20 protein-coding genes are annotated in these 23,615 nt (G+C 64.8%); 13 read left to right on the forward strand and 7 right to left on the reverse strand.

Annotated elements, in window-relative coordinates; all coding sequences use genetic code 11:
- Nucleotides 1-99 precede the first annotated feature (99 nt).
- From B7R21_RS18280 to dprA, 3 genes are all read left to right on the forward strand, one after another.
- Nucleotides 100-630: a hypothetical protein gene (locus tag B7R21_RS18280; protein WP_116284693.1), complete on the forward strand. Its 531-nt coding sequence runs from the start codon at nt 100-102 to the stop codon at nt 628-630.
- Between the two features lie 309 nt (nt 631-939).
- Entirely contained in the window at nt 940-1,977 is a 1,038-nt protein-coding gene (locus tag B7R21_RS18285) for a PDDEXK nuclease domain-containing protein (protein ID WP_116284694.1), read from the forward strand.
- Nucleotides 1,978-2,384: 407 nt separating this feature from the next.
- A complete protein-coding gene (dprA, locus tag B7R21_RS18290) occupies nt 2,385-3,302 on the forward strand; it encodes a DNA-processing protein DprA (protein ID WP_116284695.1) in 918 nt (305 codons plus the stop codon).
- Nucleotides 3,303-3,725: 423 nt separating this feature from the next.
- Here the strand turns inward: dprA and B7R21_RS19820 are convergent, their stop codons facing one another.
- Nucleotides 3,726-3,968 (reverse strand): hypothetical protein, encoded by a 243-nt coding sequence (locus tag B7R21_RS19820; protein WP_147305963.1) that lies wholly within the window; start codon nt 3,966-3,968, stop codon nt 3,726-3,728.
- Between the two features lie 9 nt (nt 3,969-3,977).
- Complete coding sequence (locus B7R21_RS18295) at nt 3,978-4,289, reverse strand: hypothetical protein (RefSeq protein ID WP_116284696.1); 312 nt, start codon at nt 4,287-4,289, stop codon at nt 3,978-3,980.
- Between the two features lie 199 nt (nt 4,290-4,488).
- On the opposite strand from B7R21_RS18295, the gene B7R21_RS19825 reads away from it, so the two are divergent.
- From B7R21_RS19825 to B7R21_RS18345, 10 genes are all read left to right on the forward strand, one after another.
- Nucleotides 4,489-4,935, forward strand: a complete 447-nt coding sequence (locus B7R21_RS19825) for a plasmid mobilization protein (RefSeq protein WP_147305964.1) — start codon at nt 4,489-4,491, stop codon at nt 4,933-4,935.
- Nucleotides 4,932-6,635 (forward strand): relaxase/mobilization nuclease domain-containing protein, encoded by a 1,704-nt coding sequence (locus B7R21_RS18305; protein WP_116284698.1) that lies wholly within the window; start codon nt 4,932-4,934, stop codon nt 6,633-6,635. Before B7R21_RS19825 ends, B7R21_RS18305 begins: the two co-directional genes overlap by 4 nt.
- A 39-nt stretch (nt 6,636-6,674) precedes the next feature.
- Complete coding sequence (locus B7R21_RS18310; protein ID WP_116284699.1) at nt 6,675-7,646, forward strand: hypothetical protein; 972 nt, start codon at nt 6,675-6,677, stop codon at nt 7,644-7,646.
- A 229-nt stretch (nt 7,647-7,875) separates the two neighbouring features.
- Nucleotides 7,876-9,138, forward strand: a complete 1,263-nt coding sequence (locus tag B7R21_RS18315) for a sugar ABC transporter substrate-binding protein (protein WP_116284700.1) — start codon at nt 7,876-7,878, stop codon at nt 9,136-9,138.
- Entirely contained in the window at nt 9,138-10,052 is a 915-nt protein-coding gene (locus B7R21_RS18320; RefSeq protein ID WP_116284701.1) for a carbohydrate ABC transporter permease, read from the forward strand. The genes B7R21_RS18315 and B7R21_RS18320 overlap by 1 nt, the downstream gene beginning before the upstream one ends.
- Nucleotides 10,042-10,893 carry a carbohydrate ABC transporter permease gene (locus B7R21_RS18325; protein WP_116284702.1) on the forward strand — a complete coding sequence of 284 codons (852 nt, stop codon included), beginning with the start codon at nt 10,042-10,044 and terminating at the stop codon, nt 10,891-10,893. The genes B7R21_RS18320 and B7R21_RS18325 overlap by 11 nt, the downstream gene beginning before the upstream one ends.
- Complete coding sequence (locus B7R21_RS18330; RefSeq protein WP_116284703.1) at nt 10,890-12,197, forward strand: family 1 glycosylhydrolase; 1,308 nt, start codon at nt 10,890-10,892, stop codon at nt 12,195-12,197. Before B7R21_RS18325 ends, B7R21_RS18330 begins: the two co-directional genes overlap by 4 nt.
- Entirely contained in the window at nt 12,198-14,117 is a 1,920-nt protein-coding gene (locus B7R21_RS18335; protein WP_116284704.1) for a glycoside hydrolase family 2 protein, read from the forward strand.
- A gap of 46 nt (nt 14,118-14,163) precedes the next feature.
- Nucleotides 14,164-15,207 carry a LacI family DNA-binding transcriptional regulator gene (locus B7R21_RS18340; protein WP_116284705.1) on the forward strand — a complete coding sequence of 348 codons (1,044 nt, stop codon included), beginning with the start codon at nt 14,164-14,166 and terminating at the stop codon, nt 15,205-15,207.
- Between the two features lie 142 nt (nt 15,208-15,349).
- The gene (locus tag B7R21_RS18345; RefSeq protein WP_216364307.1) at nt 15,350-17,263 is read left to right on the forward strand and encodes an arabinofuranosidase catalytic domain-containing protein; all 1,914 of its coding nucleotides are present in this window, start codon (nt 15,350-15,352) and stop codon (nt 17,261-17,263) included.
- Nucleotides 17,264-17,509: 246 nt separating this feature from the next.
- On the opposite strand, the gene B7R21_RS18350 is transcribed toward B7R21_RS18345, so the two are convergent.
- The 5 genes from B7R21_RS18350 to B7R21_RS18370 form a co-directional block, all read right to left on the reverse strand.
- Nucleotides 17,510-18,010 carry a DUF4913 domain-containing protein gene (locus B7R21_RS18350; RefSeq protein ID WP_116284707.1) on the reverse strand — a complete coding sequence of 167 codons (501 nt, stop codon included), beginning with the start codon at nt 18,008-18,010 and terminating at the stop codon, nt 17,510-17,512.
- Nucleotides 18,007-19,845, reverse strand: coding sequence for a type IV secretory system conjugative DNA transfer family protein (locus B7R21_RS18355; RefSeq protein WP_116284708.1), 1,839 nt, complete (start codon nt 19,843-19,845; stop codon nt 18,007-18,009). The genes B7R21_RS18350 and B7R21_RS18355 overlap by 4 nt, the downstream gene beginning before the upstream one ends.
- A 100-nt stretch (nt 19,846-19,945) precedes the next feature.
- A complete protein-coding gene (locus B7R21_RS20300; protein WP_172592268.1) occupies nt 19,946-20,107 on the reverse strand; it encodes a hypothetical protein in 162 nt (53 codons plus the stop codon).
- Nucleotides 20,104-21,996: an ATP/GTP-binding protein gene (locus tag B7R21_RS20800; RefSeq protein WP_253259907.1), complete on the reverse strand. Its 1,893-nt coding sequence runs from the start codon at nt 21,994-21,996 to the stop codon at nt 20,104-20,106. The genes B7R21_RS20300 and B7R21_RS20800 overlap by 4 nt, the downstream gene beginning before the upstream one ends.
- Nucleotides 21,997-22,094: 98 nt before the next feature.
- Nucleotides 22,095-23,615 (reverse strand): SCO6880 family protein, encoded by a 1,521-nt coding sequence (locus B7R21_RS18370; protein ID WP_172592269.1) that lies wholly within the window; start codon nt 23,613-23,615, stop codon nt 22,095-22,097.

Consider the following 23,615-nt stretch of genomic DNA (forward strand, 5'->3'; position numbering starts at 1 on the left):
CAACAAATAACACGTTGCGATAACGGTGGAGGTGGGCCTGGCTTAGATTGCCCCGACACCCCGCAAAACGCCGAGGTGGTCTCCGCTTAGATTGCCCGAGTGGTCCTGGCTAACGTTGCCAGAGACATCTCTGAGGAGGAAGCCGACGCCCAGGCGGAAGCGAAGCGCGCCGAACGGCGAACCCTGATTGCGAACAACAAAGCATGGGACACCGCCGAAACCGTCCGGAAAGACTGGATCACCGCGCTCCTGACCCGGAAGAAACTCCCCACCGACGCAGCCGCGTTCGTCGCCGTGACCCTCACCCGGCACTCCTATGACGTGGCTGGTGACAACAGCGGCAGTGCAGCCGTGTTCCTCGGCCACGAGGGATACGCCGCACGCGAAGCCCTCGCCGCGATGGTCGAAGCGACCCCGACAAAGGCCGGGTATGTGAGTCTCGCGGTCGCAGTGTCGGCACGGGAAAACCGGACGAGCCGCGAATCGTGGCGGAACCCGAACGCCTCAGACGAGGCGTACCTGCTGCAGCTCGAGAAATGGGGCCACCACCTCACCAACGTCGGACGAATCGCCGCAGGCCACCCCGCACCCGAAACCGTTGAGGAGGCCACCGAAGCAGTGACGGAGTAACACCACCGCGAGGGGCGGACCGCGCACAACCGGCCCGCCCCTCCCCCACCACCCGCAGAACGTGCCCGGCTGTACGGGTGGTGCGGTCGCCGGCCCTCCCGGGGCCGGCGGTGAGGGATCTCGGCGACCCCTCACACTCCCCACCCGAGGGAAACCACCCGGTTGCGCAACGAGCCGTTTCGCAACCTCGTTACCTGTTCCAGGATCACTCAGGCTTGCGGAACGGGAATGGGAATCGGCTCACCGGGTGGTGAGTGAAGTAGTCCAGCAGCCTGCTGGACTACTTCACCGGATCAGTAGTCTGGATGGATGGCTTCTGAGATCCGCCCGCTGCCCGCCGATTACGCCGCAGTCCTCAGCGATCTGAAGACGCGTGTCCGTTCAGCCAGGCTGACAGCGCAGCGACGCGTGAACACCGAACTGATCAGCTTGTACTGGAGCATCGGTGACACCATCCTGCAACGACAGAATGACCAGGAATGGGGTGCACAGGTCGTCGCCCGCCTCGCGGAAGACCTCCGGGCGGAGTTCCCAGCGATGAAAGGGTTCTCGAGATCGAATCTGTTCTACATGCGAGGTTTTGCGCAGGCGTGGCCTGACCGTGAGCAAATAGTCCAGCAAGCTGCTGGACTATTACCGTGGGGCCACATCATGGTGCTCCTCGACAAGCTCGACCGACAAACCGACCGTGACTGGTACGCGGAAAAAGCCGCCACGCACGGCTGGTCACGAAACGTCCTCATGAACCAGATCATGAACCGCACCCTGGAACGAACCGGCGCCGCACCCTCAAATTTCACCGGACAGCTCGCACCCACAGACTCCGACCTCGCCGCCCAACTCGCTAAAGACCCCTACGTCTTCGACTTCCTCGACCTCACCGACGAGGTCGCAGAACGCGACCTCGAACAGGCCCTGATGGACCGGATCGTCGAAACCCTCCGAGAACTCGGCCCCGGTTTCGCATTCGTCGGCAGGCAGGTGCACTTCGATGTCGGCGGAGACGACTTCTACGTCGACCTGCTCTTCTTCCACACAGAGCAGCTCCGCTACATCGTCATCGAACTCAAGACAGGCAAATTCGAACCCGCCTACACCGGACAACTCGGCTTCTACATCGCCGTCGTCGACGACAAAATGCGCCGCGACTTCCACCGGCCAACCGTCGGAATCCTCATCTGCGGCGGACACAACAACCACACCGTCCGCTACGCGCTCGGCCAAACCCACTCCCCCATGGCCGTCGCCAGCTACACCTACGACACCCTGCCAGCCGACGAACAACGAATCCTCCCCACCGCAGAACAAATCGCAGCCGCACTCGACTGGAACCCAGACGTCGACTGAGACCATGCAGGCGGGCGACAACGTCTACGCGCATTGACAAAGTTAGACTCATCGCCGCCAACTACCTAGTCGACCTCTAGGGCTTTCGGTGCGCGGATGACGTGTGGTGCAGTTGCCAGCGCTCAGGGCCGGCTGCGAATGTTTTGGGCGACCCCCCACACTCCCGCGACGACGCAACTGCAACGGAGCCGCCCCAGGGGCGGCACTGCACTTCTCGGTTGTTTGTGACCTTTCCGGCTGCCGATCGTAGCTCGCTTCGCCCCTCCCGCACCGGCCCGGGTGGACGCGGTCACTTCGTTCCCTTATTTCGCCCACCCGGGCCGGTACTCCCGGTGCTCTCGCTCGCTATCGATTCTCTCGCCGGAAAGGCCAAAAACAATGTTGGCCGAACACTGAAGGAGAACCCCATGGCTACCACGCACACCGACCCGATCACCGCACTCACCATCCGCACCAACACGGAGGATGAGGACTTCCTCGCCCGTGTCGCGTGGGCGTGCATCACCGAACCCGGAGACACCACACGCGGCACCCTCATCACCACCCACGGCGCCGCCGAAGCGCTCCGCATCACCCTCAACGACCAGCCTGCCGACGATGACGTTGCGGCCCTTCGGGAAGGCGCAATCAGCCGGTTCAACGCCGACGTCATCGCCACCACGATCGCGCGTACCGAGGCGCAGGGGTTTCAGATCCTGACGCCCTCGAACGAGCACTGGCCGACCGGTCTCGCGGATCTCGGTGTCACCGAACCGGTGTGCCTGTGGGTGCGCGGTGACGCCACCCTGCTCAGCACCCCGTCGATCGCGATCGTTGGCGCGCGGGCCGCAACCGGGTACGGGGAGAACGTCACCATGACTCTCACCGACGGCCTCATCGACCACGGGTGGACGATCGTGTCGGGAGCGGCGTATGGGATCGATGGGATGGCGCACCGCGCCGCGTTGGCCTGCCGCGGCAACACTGTCGCTGTGCTCGCCGGCGGGGTTGACCGGTTCTACCCGTCAGGGAACGACGGCCTGCTTGGGCGGATCGCGGAAGCGGGCGCGATCGTGAGTGAGATGCCCGTGGGGTTGGCGCCGACGAAGTGGCGGTTCCTGCAGCGGAACAGGATCATCGCCGCGATCGCGCAGAAGACCATCGTCGTCGAGGCCGGCCAGCGTTCCGGGTCCCTGAACACCGCCGGTCACGCGCTAACGATCGGCCGCCCGGTCGGTGCCGTACCCGGCCCCGTGACGAGCGTCGCCAGCGCGGGGTGCCACCGCCTCATCCGCGAACACGGCACCACCCTCATCACCACCGCTGACGAGGCCAATGAGCTCTGACACGGCGGGCGGGCCAGCCTTCCGGGCTGGCCCGCGAGGGGAACCCGACGTTCCCGCTCGCACTCCCCCTTCGACCAACGTGCCGCCACGGCAGCGGAAACGGAACGCCGCTCACCGCGACGTGCAGTCTCATTTAGTTGTGCGAGATGCCCAACCCGTGAACCCGTTGAGGAGGCCGTGCCCAGGTCACACCAATACGGTCCGTGACGTACAGATACGACGTGACGGTGTGGCCTGGGTGCGGGCGGGAGGTTTGGGTCCCGCTGTCCACCTGTGGGCAGGATGAGCCCGGAGAGAGCTCGTGCTGTCCACAGGTGGTCAGGGGGTTACCGAAACCCAACCGTCGTCGTTGTCGACACTGTCGTGACTTTCCCGCGGAACATCATTGCTGCGGAACAGGCACGACCCGTGGGGTGTCGGTGTTCATTCGGAGATGGGTGGGTATCCGCCGTCGGAGTCCGGGAGAGTGTGCATCCAGAGCATGGCATCGTCGGCTTGTTCCAGGGCGGCGTCTGCTGCGGCGATCGCCGCAGCAGAGTCTGGCCAGTTGGTGTTCCAGCTGTCCTTCGTCATCACGATCCGTCCCTCCCCCGCGAGGCGTCTCAGGCGGTGAAGAGATGCCCGAATTTCTTTACGGATCTCGTTCGCGCTTACCGGTTCAGTCATGATCCGCCACTAGCTCTCGGTCGACCCGGCAGGGTCTTTCGAGGCGGCTGCAGCGCGGGTGCGTGCCCGGCGTCCTGCTTGTCCGGGCGCCCGAACTCCGGTTGCTCGGAGGTCCTTCTCTGACCAGCCAGCCGAGAGCGCCGCCTTCCACGCGACGTCGTGGACGGCCATTGCTTCTTTCGCACGTGCCTCGGCGTCATCGGCGTCGTTCGCTGCGTTAGCGAGGGTTCGGACGGCTTCGACCTTCGCATCGGTTTCGGCCTGCAACAGTGCCCGCGCTTTCTCAGCAGCGGTCTGGGGATCGATCAGCACATCACTCATACGACCACCCTAACCACCGCCAGCAACCTTCGTAAGCGGCGCCGGAACGGACTCCCCCGGGAGGCAGCCATCCTGAACCATCAAAGCCGAAGTGCAGAAGCAATTTTAGAGCAAGCTATAAAGTTACCCTGTGTAACTCGCTTGCGCCTCTTCCGCTTCGCGTTCGGTGCGGTGCATACTTGTTGTATGTTCCCCGCTGTTGGCGGGTTCGCTGCGCTGGGCCTTTGAGGGGATTGTGGTCGTGTCGGAGTCGTTGTCGGAGGGTCGTCTGTTCGGGCGTCGTCGTCGGCCGAATGTTCCGGCTGGTGAGGCGCGGCGGGTAAAGAAGTATGAGGTTTCTGTTACGCCTGATGAGGATGCGCATTTGCGGGCGCGTGCTGAGGTGTTGGACGTCACTGTGCCGCGGCTTCTGTTTGAGTCGGCGATGAATGCGCAGGTGCGTACGGACACGGAGTGGAAGTTGGTGTGTGCGGAGTTGTTCCGGGTGTCACATCTTCTGAAGTCGGTGTCGGACAACATGAACCAGCTCGCGAGGTTTGCTAACGCGGAGGGTGCGTTTCCGACTGAGGCGGAGGGTGTGTACGAGGAGTACCGCCGTTTGGTGCCGCGGTTGGATGACACGATCAGGCGGTTGGCGGGGCTGTGAGAACGAACATCACGCGCGGCTCGCAGATGTCTGGACTGATGTCGTACCTGGCTGGTGGGGGTAAGGCGAACGAGCACACCGAACAGCATCTGATCGCCGGTAACTCGGCCATTATGGCGATGCACGGCGGCGCCGTTCTGGATCACGCTGCGGCGTTGGAGATCGCGAAAAGTCTCGATCTGCCACGGCAGACGTTCGGTACCGAAGTGACCCGGCTTGCTGTGTCGAAGGATGACAACGGCGTCGCACTCAGGGATGAGAGCGGGGCGGTGGTGAAGCGGCGGGTGCAGGCCGATGTGTGGCACTGCTCGCTGTCTTTGCCGGCCGAGGAGGGCCAGCTGACGGATGAGAAGTGGGGACAGATCGCCACGGAGTTCGTGGACCGGATGGGGTTCGCCGGTGCCGACACGGGGAAGGCCGAGTGCCGGTGGGTGGCGGTGCGCCACGGGTTGTCGAAGAACGGCAACGACCACATCCACATCGCTGTCTCGTTGGTGCGGGAGGACGGCACAAAGGCGGTCGTGAACAACGATTACAACCGTTCCCAGCAGGTCAGTAATGACCTGGAGCGTGAACACGATTTGCAGGTGTACACCCAGCCCGGACGTGAGTTCGGTGAGCGCGGTGTGAAGCCGGGGGCGCGTGAGTCCGCGGCACGCCGTGGCCAGATCGAACCTGACGTCTACCGCCTCGAACGGGCAGTACGGGCGGCAGCTGCAGCGTCGGTGGATGAGGGCGAGTTCGTCCGCCGGATGCGGCAGGCGGGGGTTCTCATCCGGCCGAGGTTCGCGGCAGGCCGAGACGATGTTGTGGCCGGCTACTCCGTCGCGCTACGGCCAAAACAGGGCCAGCAGGTTGTCTGGCATGGGGGCGGGAAGCTCGCACGGGATCTCACATTGCCGGAGCTTCGGAAGAGCTGGCCAGACGAACCCACGAAGGCGGCGGAGGCGGCGGCGGAGTGGCGTTCGACGGCGAAGAATCCGTGGAAGTACCAGCCAGAGCAGCCCGGTCGGGAGCAGAATACGCCGTCGGCGGATTTGTTCGAGAAGTACGCAGCGGACATGGGTCGGCTGCACGAATACATCCGAAGCGTTGACCCCGCTGACAGGGCGACGTGGGCGCATGTCGCCCGCGACACTGCCGGCGCCTACGCGGCATGGTCCAGGAAGCTCGAGACCACCCCGGGCCCGCTTGCTGACGCGGCGAGGTCGTTGGCTCGGTCGGCTCATCTCCGCGCCCACGAGACAAAACCGCGTCCGGTGGACATGCCGTCCATGGCAGGTACCACCGCACTGATTCTTCAGGCGGCCACGAAGGGCAACACCGCCGCCGCGGAGCTGCTGCTGTTTCGGCAGCTGGCGATGACTAGCCACGCGATCATGAGCGCACACCAGGCAGCAGGCGACGCCCGGCGTAGCGCGCAACTGTCGGCCACGCTGACCGGGCAGCTGTCTGAAGTCCGGGACGGCTACCAGACCGTCATCACGGCCCAGAGCGCGGCGGAGCATGAACGGAAGTGGGAAGCGTTGCCTGCGGAGTTGAAAGACGCCAGGCGCCTCTCCCAAGCAAACTTCGGCGGAGGAAGCCCCGTCCCAACCACTCTCGCGCCGCGCGAGCAGGAAGCGGCGGGCCTGCAGGCGGTGAGGGCGCGTCAAGCGCGCACCCAGCAGGGCAATGACCGCGGCGATCGCGGACTGTAGACACCACATGGATCAGCGATAAGGAACGGGGTACGTGTCATGAGTGATCACGATGAAGTCGGCCAAGAGGTCAGTCAGCAGGCCCGGATCGCACTGACGATCGCGCTGCAGATGGGTGAGAAGTTCGCCCGCCTCCGCGAGGAAATGTCCCGCGACGCGGAAGCTCGAAGCGGCGCCCAGGCGCGGGAGCTGTCCGCCAGGTTCAACGGCGAACGCTCCGCAGCACGGGCCAGCCTGCAGGTTGTGGACCGGCCGGAGTGGTGGGACAAGGCAAGCGTCCAAGACGTAGCCCGCGTTACGGAGACCGCTGCGGCGTGGCAGAACCATGACCCGGCAGCCCAGCACGCGGCCGCCGTCGTCAACCGGGAAGTGACAGAACGCTACGGCGTCGACACCACCGAGCTAGAAACAGCCGTAAAGCCTGAGCGCGTCAGAGCAGGCCGCGACCTCACCAAGGCGCAACTGCTGATCGCGGAGGCTGACCGGCTCGACCGGGCGAACGAGGCCCGCACCGAAACTACCCCTGCGGAAGGGTCAGAGGATGTGGACAACGGCCGGGCAATGATGGCCGGCGAGATGGAAGCCCGCGCGAACGATTACGAACGCGACGCCGAGCACGGCGGCACAGACGCTCAAACACCCCATCAGCTGCGGGAGCTCGCCGCGGACGCCCGCGCCCAGGCGCAACTCTTCCGCGACACTTCTGCCGAGACCGAGCAGACAGCCGGGACCACGGACAGTGCCGCAGCACCCGGCGGGCGAAGCTCCGCTACGCGAGAGGCCGGCGAGGTGGCCTACGACAGCGCGGAACGGCGGCAGGAAACAATCCAGGCGATGGAGGCCAAAGGGATCCCACCGCACCTGATCGGGGCGCGGATGAGCGCCGACAGCGCCCACGCCACACCCCCCAGCTCCACCGTCACCTCGAAAGCGCAGCTCAGTACCGTTCCGCAAACGCACCGCGGCCGAAAAACAGGACACGGCGCAGATCGCGGAGACCTCAGCCGCTAACCCACGTCCTCGTTTGTAAAGCGGCGGTTGTGGTCTTCATCAAGAGGCCTTCGGGAGGGCGGGTGTAAGGAAGCGGGTCCCCGAGCCCGCTCTCGTCCGTAGAGTCAGCAAAGGGCCCCTGAGGGGACAGCCGAACATGACATTGCGTTCTTTCCACTTTCCGCATACGATCTGCTTCAACGATAAAGCACATTGCTGATCGGAACCACACAGCTCAAGGGAGAGTGTCATGCACCACAGGAAAGCCTTCACTGCCGTGGCCGTTGCCGCGGCAGTCGGACTGGCGTTGACCGGTTGCTCGGGCGGCGGCGGAAGCCCCGAGGCCAGCGGCCCCGTGCAGCTCACAGTCTGGACCGGTTTCACGGGTGGCGATGCCCCCGGGTATGAGCAGATCGTCAAAGACTTTAACGCTTCGCAGAGCAAGATCAACGTCACGATGACTGCCGAGCCGTGGGACACCATCCAGCAGAAGCTGCCGTCGGCCTGGCTGACGGGTCAGGGGCCTGACATCGCGGCCCCCGCTCCCGACCCGAACGTCATCGCCCAGTATGTGGAGACGAAGTCGGTTCTCCCGATCACCAAGACCGGAACCGGCACCACGGACATCAATGTCGACAGCTTTGCGCCGGCTCTGGTGAACGAGTTCACGTACGACGACACCCTCTACGCGGTGCCGGCGAACTACGCCACGCTCAGCCTGTACTACAACAAGGCGCTTTTTCAGGCCGCCGGCATCAGCAGCCCGCCGACGACCGTCGACGAGCTGAAGGCCGATGCGAAGAAGCTGACCAACGGCGACACCTATGGTCTTGTGCTTGCCGACAACAACACGATCCAGATGTGGCCCGTTCTGCAGTGGCTCGAGGGCGGCGACGTCGTCGACTCGAAGAACTGCAGCGTGCTCGGTACGGCTGAGGGCAAGGCGAGCCTGAAGCCCTGGGTCGATCTGGTCGTGAACGACAAGATCTCGCCCGTCGGGCTCACCGGCGCCGAGGCCGATGCGCTCTTCTCTGCCGGCAAGGCCGCCATGGAGATCAACGGGCCCTGGGCTGCCCCTGGGTACAAGTCGGCCGGTATCGATCTCGGGATCGCCGCTGTTCCGAAGGCGACGAACGGCAAGCCTGTGACTCTCGGCTCCACCGCGCCGCTCGCGATCTCGGCGAAGACCAAGCATCCCGATGAGGCGCAGGAGTTCCTCGCGTACTGGACCGGCAAGGCCGCTCAGAAGACGTTCTCCCTGGCGAGCGGCTTCCCGTCGCTCCGCACCGACCTCGCCGACGACCCCGACCTGGCAGCCGACCCTGTCGTGTCGATCTTCGCCTCCCAGGTTCCGGATTCGAGGCTCTACCTGCCCCAGGTGCCGAAGGGCACCCAGGTCGACACCGACGCCTACGTACCACTGATCGGCAACCTCACCCGTGGAACGTCTCTGGACGACGCCACGGCCACCGCTTCGACGACGATCGATCAGATCACGGGTTGCTCGTCCTGATGAGCACACTCACCCGGGTCCGGGGGCCGCAGACGCGCCCCCGGGCCCACCGGTTGCGGATCCCTCCGGCCTGGCTCTTCATCGCCCCGAGCTTCCTCATCCTCGGCGTCTTCGTGCTCTGGCCCATCCTTGTCTCCCTCTGGTACAGCCTGCACGACTGGACCATCGGAGCCGACGACCAACCCTGGGTGGGCCTGGACAACTACGTCGCCCTCACTCAGGATGCGAAGTTCTGGGGAGCGCTGCTGCACACCGCCGAGATCACCGTGGTGTCTGTGGTGCTCATCGTGATCCTCGGGCTCGCACTCGCCCTCGCGCTGTCCCGGGAGAGCATCGGCAACCGCATCATCCGGTCGGCGTTCTTCTTCCCCACCGTCGTCTCCCTCACGTCCATCGGGCTGGTATGGCGGTTCCTCCTCGACCCTGAGCTCGGGCTCGTCGGTGGCATCATGTCCTCCCTCGGTCTCGGCACAGTGGGCTTTCTCCAATCCCCCGAGCTGGCGCTGCCGACGGTGATCTTTGTGAACGTCTGGAAGAACGCGGGCTTCGTGATGATCATCCTGATCGCCGGGCTCAAGGGAGTCCCCACCGAACGGTTCGAAGCCGCCCGCCTCGACGGAGCCGGCCCCTGGCAGCTCGTACGGTTCGTCACCGTTCCCGCTCTGCGGCCGACGCTGCTGTTCGGAACGCTGATCATGACCATCCAGTCCTTCCAGCTGTTCGACCTGGTCTACGTGATGACCGGCGGCGGCCCGCTGTTCTCCACCGACACACTCGTCACCCTGCTGTACCGCGAAGGGTTCGTGAACTTCCAGACCGGCTACGCCTCCGCGATCTCGTGGGCTCTGTTCCTCGTCATCGTGGTCATCTCCGCCCTCCAACTCAGAATCTTCAGGTACAACGATGTCGACTGATTCGCGCCCCATCCGCGCCGACCGATCCCCGGTGTGGATCAGTTCGTCGAAGTGGATCTTCGTCGGCGTCGGCCTGGTGCTGGCCCTTGTTCCTTTCATCTGGATGATCTCCACCTCGTTTCGGAGCGAGAAGGATCTCTTCGGCAACCCCGCCAGCCTGTTCCCCACGGAGTGGACGCTGCACGGCTACCAGGGCGTCTGGGAGCAACTCCCGTTCGTTCTGCTGCTTTTCAATACCGTCATCTTCGCCGGTGTGACCACCGTCCTGACGCTGCTGTTCGATTCGATGTGCGCGTACGCGCTGGCCCGTCTCGACTTTCGGGGCAAGAACATCTGTTTCTGGCTTGTTCTCGTCACGCTGATGGTGCCCTTCCAGGTCACGCTGATCCCGGTGTTCATCGAACTGTTCCATTTCGGCTGGTTGAACACCTACCAGGGGCTGATCATCCCGCGGGCCACCAGCGCGTTCGGGATCTTCCTGTTCCGGCAGTTCTTCGTCTCCATTCCCCGCGAACTCGACGAGGCGGCCCGGATCGATGGGGCGAGCCATCTGCGTATCTATGCGCAGATCATCCTGCCGCTGGCTAAACCGGCCATCGCCACCGTCGCGGTTCTGAACTTCACCGCGCTCTGGAATGACCTGCTCTGGCCGCTGGTCGTGACGAGCGCGCCCGAGATGCGCACCCTGCCTGCCGGTCTCGCCCTGTTCGGTGGGCAACACGTCACCGACCACGCCGTACTGCTCGCCGGGGCCGTCATCTCGCTCATCCCGATCGCCCTCGCATTCTTTCTCGCCCAGCGCTACTTCGTCGCCGGCGTCGCAACGACAGGACTCAAGTGACACATCCCCTCTCCGCGTTCCCGGCCGGCGAACTCCGCTGGCTCATCGGAATCGAAGACACCTGCGTCTACCCGCAACCCGGATCCGCGATGGGCACTCTCAACGAGTTCGAGCTCACCGGACATGACGCGAACTGGCGCGATGACCTCGAGACGGCTGCGGAACTCGGTGCCACCGGCATCCGTTACGGGGTCAGCTGGCCGCTCGTGCATACGGCCCCCGGCGTCTTCGACTGGTCGTCGCTCGACGAACGGTTCCACTTCGCGGTGCACGGCCTCGGACTCACCGTCATCGCCGACCTGGTGCACTACGGCACCCCGACCTGGCTGAACGATTCCTTCGCCTCTGCTGACTACCCCGACGCGATCGCTGAGTTCGCCGGCGCGTTCGCCGCGCGCTACCGCGGAATCGTCGACCACATCACCCCACTGAACGAGCCTCTCACCACAGCATCGTTCTGCGGGCTCCGCGGAGTCTGGCCACCAGCTCTGACCGGATGGGCGGGCTGGTGCACCGTTGCCGTGGGGATCGCCCGAGGAGTTCAGAAATCGGTCACCGCCATTCGTGAAGCGAACGCCGACGCCGTCATCGTGCACGTCGAAGCCTCAGCAATCTACGAAACACTCGACAATCACCTCCTCGCCGAGGTGGCACTGCACCAGAGCATCGCCACACTACCGACCGATCTCATTCTCGGGCGGGTAGACCCCGAGCATCCCCTGCGCGACTGGATGCTCGCCAACAGCACACCTGCCGCCCTCCTCGACGAGCTGCAACAGAACGCGGCCACCGTCGATCTGATGGGTGTGAACTACTACCCCGACCTCACTCCCCGGGTGTTGGAGCGAGTCGCCGACACCGTTCGCCAAGTCACGGCGAACAGATGGAGGGCCGGACTGCAGGAAGTGCTGCTGATGTGGAGCGCACGCTACAGCCTGCCCATCCTCGTCACCGAGACCAGCATCGAGGGAACCCCCGAACTGCGGCGGGACTGGCTGCTGGCTGCGACTGAGACGCTGCAGGAGCTGAGCGACGACGGGGTGGATGTTCGGGGTCTGACCTGGTGGCCGCTGCTCGACTTCGTCGACTGGTCGATCGCGTCCGGCGGCAGGAACGTCGAGGAGTTCGTCCTCGACGCCGCCAACTCCGACGACGCCACCGCCGAGACGTTCGCCGACCCGGATGACGGGCTGACACCGTTCTTCCGCCGGATGGGTCTGCTCACTCTTATCGAGCAGCCCGACGCACCCCCGCTTCGAGAACTCACCATCGCGGCGCACCACTTTCCGAAAGCGATCAAGTAGATGCAAGACACCCCTGATTTCGATGCCCACGAGGCTCCGCGCGCTCCGCTCCGGGCGAGCCGGCAGACCACCGCCCGGCCCCGCCCCCAACTCATCCGGCAGCACTGGGCCGAACTCGACGGCCTCTGGCGGTTCTCGCACGACGATCAGGAGATCGGGGAGAACCAGCTCTGGCACTCTCCGGCGCACACCCTCCCCTCATCCATCACCGTGCCGTTCCCGCCCGAAAGCGCCGCCTCCGGTGTCGCCGCCGACCGTTTTCACGACGTGGTCTGGTACCAGAGAGACGTTCCGTGGCAGACCGTGCTCGACGCGGGGTTCGGCACCGACCGCACCCGGCTGCACCTGCACTTCGGCGCCGTCGACTACCGCGCCGCCGTCTGGGTCAACGGCATCTTCGTCGGCGGACACGAGGGCGGCCACACCCCGTTCGGTTTCGATATCACAAACGCCCTCCTTCCCGGCCAGACGCAGTTGATCACCGTGCGGGCCGAAGACCGCGCCGACGACGTCGAGCAGCCGCGAGGCAAACAGGACTGGCAGGAGGATGCTCACGTCATCTGGTATCGACGCACGACCGGCATCTGGCAGCCGGTCTGGATCGAAGCCACCCCTGAGGTGCACATCGTCAAAGCGCATTTCGCCACCACCCTCTCCCGGGGAGAGGTGACGTATGAGGTGCGCCTCAACCGTGGTGCGCCGGTGGGCACGATCTGCCGGCTCGTCTTTCTGCTCGGCGACGACGTCATCGCCGAGACCACTATCCGCCTGAGCGCCAGCCGGTTCTCCGGCACCGTCACGATTCCGAGGTTCACGAACGGGCAAGACCGGGAGGCCATCCTGTGGTCGCCCGACTCGCCCACCCTCATCGACGTCACGATCACGCTCGAAACCGAGACCACCACACTCGACCTCGCCGCCAGCTACTTCGGATTCCGCGAGGTGGGCGTGCGGGACGGTCACTTCACCCTCAACGACCGGCCCTTCTTCGTGCGCTCGGTGCTCAGTCAGGGGTACTGGCCAGACTCCCACCTCGCCGCACCCAGCCACGACGCACTGGTCGACGAGATCGACCTCATTTTGGCGCTCGGGTTCAACTCCGCCCGGGTGCACCAGAAGATCGAAGACCCGCGCTTCCTGTACTGGGCAGACCGGCGTGGCCTTCTGCTCTGGGCCGAGGCCCCCGCGGCCTACAGCTTCACACCGACCGCTGTCGAACGGTTCACCCGGGAGTGGCTCGAAGTGCTCGATCGCGACCGATCGCATCCATCAATCGTGACCTGGGTTCCGTTCAACGAGAGCTGGGGCATCCAGGATCTCGAAGCAGACCCTGCGCAGCGAGCCTTCGTTCGCGCACTGGTTCAGCTGACCCGGGCCCTCGACACCACCAGGCTCGTGATCTCCAACGACGGCTGGGAGCACCTCGAGTCCGACATCTTCTCGGTGCATGACTACGACGCCGATGGGGCCGTTCTCAAGGGCCGGTATCTGGATGCGGCAGCGGCCGACAGGCTCCGCCGGGGAACAGGGCCGGCCGGGCGAACCATGGTGCTCACCAAGTCGCTCCGGCACGACGCGCCCCTAATGCTGACCGAATTCGGCGGCATCGAATTCACCCCCGACCCCACAGTCGCACCCGCCGGCACGTGGGGGTACTCATCCGCCGCTACCGGAGAACAGTTCGGCGAACGCCTCGGTGTGATCTACGGCGCACTGCAGGCGAGCAGCGTTCTCGCCGGCACCTGCTACACCCAGCTGACAGACACCATGCAGGAGGCCAACGGTCTGCTCAGCGACGACCGGCAGCCCAAAATCCCCCTCGACCGCATCAGGGCCATCGTGACAGGAAACCCCGAACGCTGCGTCCCGGTTCTCTCCGAGACCCGGGAAGGGGAGGGCCTGTCGCGGCAGGGCACATGAGCTACGGTAGGGATTTCGGGAGACGACCAGTTTGAGGGAGTCAGACATGGCGGTACGGGCGAAATCGACACGCGTCACCCTCCGCGACATCGCCGACAGGGTCGGTGTTACCCCCTCCGCCGTCTCGCAGGCTCTCGCCGGTAACACCCGCATCGGGGAGGACACCCGCCGCGTCGTCAGGGATGCCGCCAAGGAGCTCGGCTACGTTCCCAGCTCGGCCGCACGGGCTCTGCGAAACCAGCACGCGGGCACCATCGCGCTCATCGTGCCCACCACTGCCACGCACGTCTTCGGGCACAGCTACTTCATGCTCGTGCTTGAAGGCGCCTCATCCGTCGCGAACCAGCACGACGTGCAACTACTCATCTCCACGAACCCCGACAACGACCACGGCCTCGCCGCGTACGAACGGGTTATGCGCTCCCACAGCGCAGACGGCGCCATCCTCACCAGCGCCGCGATTGACGACCCGACCGTCGAACGCCTCATCGACAGCGGCCTCCCCGTCGTCATGATCGGCAACTTCCCCCACCTCCCCACCGCGATCACCGTCGGCATCGACGACCGGGCCGCGTCCCGCTCGATCACCGAACACCTCATTACCACCCACGGGCGCACGAGACTCCTGCACATCTCCGGAACACTCGACCACCAGACCGGCGTGGACCGACGCGATGGCTTTCTTGATGCCCTCCGCGCTCATGGACTGGACGAGGAAGGCGCCATTGTCGAGGGCGACCTGAGCGAGTCATCCGGAACCACCGCAATCAGCGCGCTCGGCAGACGGATCGGCGACTACGACGGAATAGTCGCAGCCAACGACGACATGGCCCACGGTGCGATCACCGAACTTAAATCGCAGGGCCTCAACGTTCCCACTCATCTCTCCGTAGTCGGATTTGACGACTTCGGGCTCGCCCGAGTGACCACCCCCAGCATCACCACCGTGCACGTTCCCGCCCAACGCCTCGCCAGTATCGCCAGCGAAAGGCTCTTCGAGATCATGGCCGGCAACGACACCGGCTGGCATCGGCACACCATCGACGTGCACCTGGTACTGCGGCAGTCCTGCGGCTGTGGACCCCTCTAACCGTTCACCTGTAACCCACCGTCAGATGTACCTCGCCAGCGTCTCGACAACTCCCTCCCACCTGTGCTACAACGTTAAAGCACAACGGAAACGCCCGTTTGATGCCCAATAGGCAATGACGCCTCGAAAGGATGGATCGCACGTGCGCCCCATTAGGAAAACACCGAGACGGCGACTGATTGCCGCCGCTCTCGGAGCCACGACCCTAGCCATAACCCTGATCGTCTCCCTGCTCGCAACACCAGAAACTGCTTCAGCGGCCAGCAACGGACCCTGCGACATCTACTCCGCCGGAGGAACCCCCTGCGTTGCGGCGTTCAGCCCTGCCCGCGCCCTGTACGCCAGCTACAACGGCCCGCTCTACCAGATCCGGCGCGCATCAGATGGCTCATCCAGAGACATCGGGGTGGTCGCCGTCGGTGGGGTCGCCAACGCTTCGGCGCAAGACAGTTTCTGTGCCGGGACAACTTGCACGATCTCCACGCTCTATGACCAGTCCCCCAACCGGAACCACCTCACACCCGCTCCCGCCGGCGAGCAGGGCGCCGCCAATGCACCTGCGGACGCAAACGCATTGCCCATCACGGTTGCTGGGGCGAAGGCTTACGGGCTCTATCTGCCACCGGGTGTCGCGTACCGGCGCTCGAGCACGGTGACCACCGGCACCGCGCGCGGCGCAAACCCGGAATCGATGTACGAGGTCGCCAGCGGTACGAATGTCAACAGTGCCTGCTGTTCGGACTTCGGGAACGTCGAGACCAACACCGTCGACACCGGGGCCGGACATATGGACACCCTGAACCTCTCTACCCTCGGGGCGAAAGGCGCCACCGGCCGTGGTCCCTGGGTCCAGGCGGACCTCGAGGAAGGCGTGTTTCAGGGAAAGACCGCGGTGTGGACCCCGAACCAGGGCAACGCCTCCAAGTTTGTCACTGCGATGCTGAAGAACAACGGCGTCGACACCTTCGCTCTCAAGGGAGGGAACTCGCAGACCGGGAACCTCTCGACCTGGTACAACGGTTCTCTGCCTGACGGGGTCGACCGGTTCGGCAGCAGCTGGAAACCCATGAAGCTCGAGGGTTCCATCGGCCTTGGAGCCGGCGGAGACAACTCAAACCGGGGCACCCAGTCCTTCTTCGAAGGCGTCATGACATCGGGGTACGCCTCCGACTCGACCGAAAACGCTGTGCAGGCGAACATTGTCGCCCAGAACTACCAGGGCGAAAGCACCGGCGGTGGCCCCGGCCGGATTATCGTCGGCCCCGGCGGAAAGTGCGTCGACGTGTACGGTGATGACCTCGGCGGGAACCTCGGCAAAGTGCAGCTCTACGACTGCAGGGCCCTCGCCGCAGACCAGCATTGGATCGGCAGCGCCTACAACGACGGAACCCTCAACACGCTCGGGCGCTGCCTCGAAGTGAACGGCAATGTCACAACCCTCGGCACAGGCATCGAACTCTACGACTGCAACGGAACTGGCGGACAGCAATGGATTCCGCAGGCCGACGGGTCTATCAAGAACCCCGCATCAGGCCTCTGCCTAGACTCGCCAAACGGCGCAACAGCAAATGGCACCGGTCTTCGCATCTGGACCTGCAACGGTGCTGCCGCCCAGAAATTCGCCGTCACCACCCCAATCCTGTACCCGGTCTCCGGCGCCGCATCCAAGTGCGTCGATGTCGCAGGCGACGACGTCGACACGAACAACCAGCGCGTGCAACTGTCGACGTGCCAGAACTTCGTCACCGGAGCTCCGGGCGGGCGCGCCGAATCACGAGACCAGCAGTGGACCTACGTATCCGGCGACCAGAGCGTGCGGTCCGTCGGACGGTGCCTCGACGTGATCGACAATTCCACAGCCCAGGGCGCGGGAATCCAGTTGCACGACTGCAACGGGGTCGGCGGGCAACACTGGGTGCCGCAAGTTAACGGGTCACTCCTCAACCCGGCGTCGAACTTCTGCCTCGACTCGCCCGACGGCCGCACAGACGACGGAACACAATTACGCCTCTGGCCCTGCAACGGCGCACCAGCACAACGGTTCGTTCTGAATTAAGCCCAATAGCGCCTTGACCGTCGTTAGTGCAGCCGCACAATCTCGCTCTCCAGCCAACAGCGCCCACGTAACACCCCCCAGTTCCACCGTCACCTCAAAACCTCAGCTCAGTACCGTTCCGCAAACGCACCGCAGCCTTAAAACAGGACACGGCGCAGATCGCGGAGAGCTGAGCCGCTAACCCACCCCAACAGAAAAGGACGGAAGCACCGATTGGTGCTTCCGTCCTTTTCTTTGGTTCTGCGGTCAAACAGTGGCTGTGTCTATTGCGGTGCTGGTGGATTGTTGCGTGTAAAGCGGTGGTTGCAAGTCTTCCTCGAACATGCCCTCAGGAGGGCTGGTGTAAGGCAGTGGGTCCCCGAGCCTGTTCTCGTCCGTAGAGTCCGCAAACGGCCCGTCTGGTGAGAGTAGGACGCTCATGTGCGGGTCGCAGTGGCTGATCCACCAGGTACTTGCGCCCGCTTTCTCGTCGTTACGGGCCGCCTCCCACGCCCGCCACAACGCCTCCATCCGCTGCTGCGCCTCCCTGCTCTCCCACCACGCCGCTTTCCATCGTTGCCCGCCCCCTGAGCCTTGGGCGATGACCCGGCGGCGGTAGGTGCCGATGAGCTGCTTACGGACGAACTCATCCGGTGACCCGAAATACGTGGACGGCTGCGGCGTCGGCCGCGAGGTGGCGACCGGTGGCAGGGTGGGTGCCGTTGCGGGGTTGTTGCCGCCGAACGGGTCGAAAGCTTCACCGGTCATGAGTGCTCTCCCTCGACCGAGGTTGTGACCAGTTCGGACGTATCCAACGCGGCGGTAGTCGCTGCTACAGGCTGGGCGGGCGCGGGACCCCCCGCTTGGTGTTGGGTGATGGAGGCGTTGATCTTCTCAACGAGCGGTTTGGGGCCGTCGAACCAGGGCACGGTGCGGAGCATCGCCGCTCGGGCACCAGAGGACATCATGATTGCCCGACCCGTTCTTCGACCCTTCCGCGGGGTGGGCAGGGTGGACAGCTCCGCTATGTCGAGGATCTTCTCCCGTTTCAGGGCTGTAGTGGTGGAGCGGACGCCTTTGTTCATGCTCGCGGAGGTGGTCTCGCGGTCGTAAGAGCCGATCAGGTCAGACACCATCCCCAGAAACTCTGGTTCAGCGATACCGCCGGCGTACAGTTTCACGTTCGCCGCGGACCAGAGTTTCAGCATGCCCTCCTTCCCGAACACCCCCACACCTTGGGACCAGGACTGGAAGACACTCATGATCGGGATGCCGCGGGAGCCGTAGTGGGAGTACAGGTCGGGTAGGTCTCGCCACCGGCACACGTTCGCCGCCTCATCCAGCACCGCGACCATCGGGGTTTGCATCCTGCCGCCACGGGAGGTGGCGGCGAGTTCTTCGGCGGCCTCGATCGTCGCGGCCGTCAGCGCGAGAACGAGCGGCCCGGCACTGCCGGCGCCTTCCTTGGACAGGCTGTACAGCGTCCCGGTAGACCGGACGAACACGGCCGGGTCAAACTCTGCTCGGACGTCGCTATGGCCTTGCCGGTTAACCCAGGGGCGGGTGCTGGTGTCTTTCAGGCACGACGCCATCCGGCGGGCGGTGGAATACACCGAGCCTCGTTCCCGGTGCTCCAACCGGGTAGCGCCCTGCACACTCTTCGCCATCAGCGTGTACTCACTTGCCGCGAGAATATCGCCCGCTGTCTCATCACCCGGCTTCGTCGTCCACTCGTACACGTCCGTGATCGGCCGGCCGTCGATCGCGGCCGCGAGAAGGAACCCGGCGAGCAGTTCCCGACCAGAGGGCTCGAAGTGCCCGTCGGTGCGGGCGCCTGGCTCGCTGGAACCAGACGCGAAGTGCTGCGCCAGTTTCGCCGCCTTGGTATCGTCCGTGACGTACGACAGCGGGTTCCACCACCACCTCGCCGGCTCCACCGCAACCTGCTGCGGATCGAACACCCACACGTCCCCAGCCTCCCTGCGAAGACCCCGGGTCGCGTCCAGGACGTCACGCTTGTTTGAGGTCGTGACGACTGCGCCGGGAGCGGCGATGATCGCTGGGATCACGAACGACGTCGACTTACCAACCCGAGGGCCAGCAAGCAGCAGCATCATGTCTTCGAACGAACAGAACAGCGCCCGCCCGTCGTTCAGGAGCTTACCGACAGGGATACCGAACGAGTCCTGCACTCCGAGACGTTCCGCTTTCTGTTTCGCTTCCTTGCCCCGCATCTGCGACAACTCGTTAGGGGTGGCCATGTGCCGGCCCGCCCAATCAACCTGAGTCCGATGCTTCTTCCCCGCGTTCTTGGACACCAGAACCAGCGTCACGAAAAGAACTAGGACGGCGCTAATACCGGCCAGGATGAGCGTCGCTGTTGCGGACCACACCAACGCGCCCTTGAAGACGTCAACGACGACAGCGAAGAAGTCCGACGGGTCCGTGCTCATTCCCGCATTCACCCCATCGACCTGAGACCCCACCCTGACCGATATGTAGATCGTCAACGCGACGATCAGGACGGCGCCGGCCACGAACGCGACACCTAGCCCGTTCCCCGCCTTACCCGGCTCTTTACGGCGGTTATTCATCGAGCTCATACTCTTGTCCCTTTACTCGTTCTCTCCACGTGCGCAACAACCAGAACCGCGCTCACAGCACACGGCCCACGTCCACACCGGCTCCGGTCAGCGGCCTTTTTCATCGCAATGTCCAGACGGTGATGAGGGCCGCCCAGAACGGGACACTCATCGCCACACCCATCAGGACGCCCCGGAATGCGGCCGGAGCGTCGAGTTCCTCAGCTTCAATGACTGACGCGAAGGTGCATTCGTGCTGCACCCTCACCGTGGCGGCCGTCATGGCAGGATCTCCACATTCACCGGGTCGGCCGCGCGCCCCGCTCGGGAGGCGGTGTGCCAGAGCTTGTTGGTATCGTTTACTTCCATCTCCGCCATGGTCAGCTCGACCCGTATCGGGATACCGGGCCGCCCACCGACTTTGATCAGGAATCGGCCACGGCCGGGAGGTTCGGCCTCGTGGCCGGATACCGGGTCCCACGCGGGCGGGTCCTGCCATGAGGTGAGCATCGACTGCTCAGACATAGACAACGGCACCGCAGAGGTCAGGAGTGGCATTTCAGCGCCCGGCAGGCCGCCGCAGACGACCATTCCGGAGCGTTCGACGAACCCTTTCGCTTTCATCTGGTCTTCGGTGGATGCGAGCGAGAGGAGGTCGGACATGGTGTGCGAGATCATCGCCAGCCCAACCCCACGGGCACGGTTCAGTCGAGTGAGTGCGTCGACGCGGTCGACCATTCCCCGGCCCGCGCGGAGGGCACGCCAAAGCTCGTCCAAGATCACGAAGTAGTGCCGGCGTGGTTCCAGCTCGGCGTCCGCCAGCGCGGCCGCGACGTTCACCGTCCCGAATCCCGCGGACCAGCAGGCGAGCAAGATCGCAGCTTGCAGGTCGCCTTCGGAGTCATCGATCGAGGACACGTCATAGACCACGGGCCGGTCGCGGCGCATCGGGGTGGTGGTCTGCTGGGAGAACACTTCGCCGAGCCGGCCGCCGGTGGTGAGGCCGATGAGGGATGCCTCAAGGTTCTCGGTGATGGCTTTGTACCGGGTCAGGTCGCCGCGGTCCAACGCGACTTGCCGAATCTCGTTCGGTGCCTCCTGGATGACCCGGAGCAGGTCAGCGAGCACCGGGATACCGTCATGCGATTCATCAAGATGTTTCAGCGCCCGGTCGATGATCGTTTCCTCCCGGTCTGACGGCGGCTCCGACCGAAGGATCGTCAACAAGGCCGCGATCATCGTGTGCCGGCGGCCGTGCGCGTCAGCAAGAACCTGGTTCGCTAGCCGCTCCAACTTCACAGCCCGCAGGGTGTGGGCGGTGCCGTCATCGAGTAACCGGGCAATCTCTTCCGGCCTCGTTTCCCCCACCGCATCTTGCACGGCCGCGTCAGCCAGCCGCCTCGAGGTGGCGCTCTCAGCGGTGAGCCGCGCGGCGGCGTGGTGCGCCTCTCCCGGGTCGAGGATGTTCAGATACCCACGTCCCCGGCCGAGGGTGATGACCTGCCCACCGAGCGCCCGGATAAGGTCCACATAGTCCGGTTTCAGATCCCCGAGCACCAGCGGGAGGGTGCCGTACCCGGCAAGGCCTGCCGCCATCCGCCTTGTCAGTGACGACTTCCCAAGGCCCGGTTTGCCGAGGACGAACATGGACGGGTTGGAGATGAGGTTCGCTCGCTGGAACCACGAGATCGGGTCGCAGCAGACCGACGCCCCGGTGGCTAGGTTCTTGCCTAGAGGGACCCCGATCATCGGTGTGCCGGTGCCGACGGAGAACGGGTACAGGCCGCAGACCTGCACGGTCGTTGCCCGGAATTCATCTGCCGGTTGGATGCTCACGGCCTGCCCGCCGCCGCGGCCCAGCCATCCCGTGGCCGTCGGCCGCAATGGTCGCTTTGGCGCGGATTCCCGGGCGGTCTTCTTCTTGCCACCCTCGTGCGGAATCGGGCGGGCTCTCCGTGCCCGCTTCGTGACCTTCTCCCGCACCAGCGGCGAACGGGCCGCTCGAGCAGCTTGATCGGTCGCCGTCTCCTCTTTTGCTACAGCCCTTGCACCGGTTGTCTCCTCACGCGGCAGATCGCCGTGCGCGGCTGGTACAGCGCCGTCAGGGAAGTCTTTTACTGTCGTCTGGTGGTCGTGGCCGTGGCGGGCACTGAGTTTGGATGTGTTGTTCATAGTGAGCCTCCCGTAAGTGGTTGTGCAGTGAGGATGTGGTTTAACGCCTTCCGGCACCGGGCTTGTGAGCGCCGGTGCCGGAAGGTAAGGGGCGCCGGTCATAGCGCTTCCCTGACTTCGTTTGGGATCCGCAAATGCCGCGGCAGGATCAGGCCCAGCGGGAGTGCGGCCGCGAACGCGGAGTCCTGCGACCCGAACGCTGGCCGCATCCGAAGCCGTGCGGCCGCGGTCAGCGAGTCGATCGCGGCGCGTGCGTCCGCTTCGTGCGCCCGGCCTGTGGTGGTTGCGGTGACGATGAGACCGAAGTTCATCAGCCCTGCCCCTGATGCCTCCTCCGATGCGGTCGCCTGCGCGGAGCGGGTGGACAAGGTCGAGCGTGCGGTGGGCTTGGTTGAGGCGGTGCTGTTGAACTGCGCAGCGTTCAGATCCGCCTCTACCAACGCTGCAGCGCGGGCCGGGTCGATCGGTCGGTACAGCAGCGTGACCCTTTTTCTCGCGATGTCCCGGTGTGGGGCCAACAGGCGGGCGAGGATGCCGGACTGCACAACGCCTCGAGGCGGGCTGGTCATCGTCCACGACGTCGACACCGCCCCGTCATGCCGATAGGAATCCCAGTGTGCTTCCGCCGCGGCGGGCCCGACGTCGGTCCAGGACAGGTCGGCTTGGTCTCCCGCTGCTTTGGCCTGATCAATCAGTAAGGCCGCGGCCGGGTCGTATGCGACCCGGATGACTTCGCAGAGCTCCTGAGCGCCGAGCGGCCGCGCAGCGCCGGCGCCGGTGGACGCGAGACTGGACGTGAGTCCGGGGATGCGTGCGGCGAGGTCCGCCGCTACTTCTGGGGCGCTTCGCTTTTTCCCACCGATCCGAGACGTCGCCGAGAACGTGAGCGCGATGTACGCGCGGATTGTTGCGGATCCGATCGGGTAGGACTGCATAACTTCCGTGAGCATGGCCCGGGCAAACTCGGGTGCGTCAGGGTCCATGGACCCTTCTACTTCCCCGCGAAGCCGGGTTCCGGTGTCGGGTGCGGTCTCGATCGTGACAGAGGCCGCTTCGATGCCGGGTTCGTCGCCGAGGTTCGAGAGCCAGATGCCGTATTCAGCGACCTGGTTGTTGACCTGGTCCTGATCCACCAAAGCGGCACCATCCGGTTCGGTTGCGAGAACGATCGTGAAGTGCCGGGTCGCAGGGGTACTGATCAGGGCGAATCGGCGGCCGTGGGAGTCGTCCCACTCGGTGAGCTGCGACGCCGCGGCAAGCCCGGGGAGTTGAAACGTGCCCCACTTCGCCCGGCCTACGGGGCCAGAGCGGTAGAGGTTTGCTCCTTTGGATTTGGTGCGTAGCCAGTTCACTCGGACGACCGTCCTTCCCAGGGCTGATTGCCCGTGTTTGTCTTTCACTGAAACGGTGAGCAGCACCGCGCCGAAGATCCCTGCGACGATGAGAGCCGGGCCAAGCCCTGCGAACATTGACGCGACGATCGAGGCGACGATGCCGACGAACATGACGATCGTGGCCAACTGGCCCAGCCCGCCCAACCCCGCGGTTTGAGGTTTCCGCCAGTTTCCGTAGGTGCGCGGCGCCGTACTGGGCGGGATCGTTGTTGTTGTTGTGGTCAT

The sequence above is a fragment of the Subtercola boreus genome (genome assembly GCF_003399625.1).
Classification (GTDB): domain Bacteria; phylum Actinomycetota; class Actinomycetes; order Actinomycetales; family Microbacteriaceae; genus Subtercola; species Subtercola boreus_C.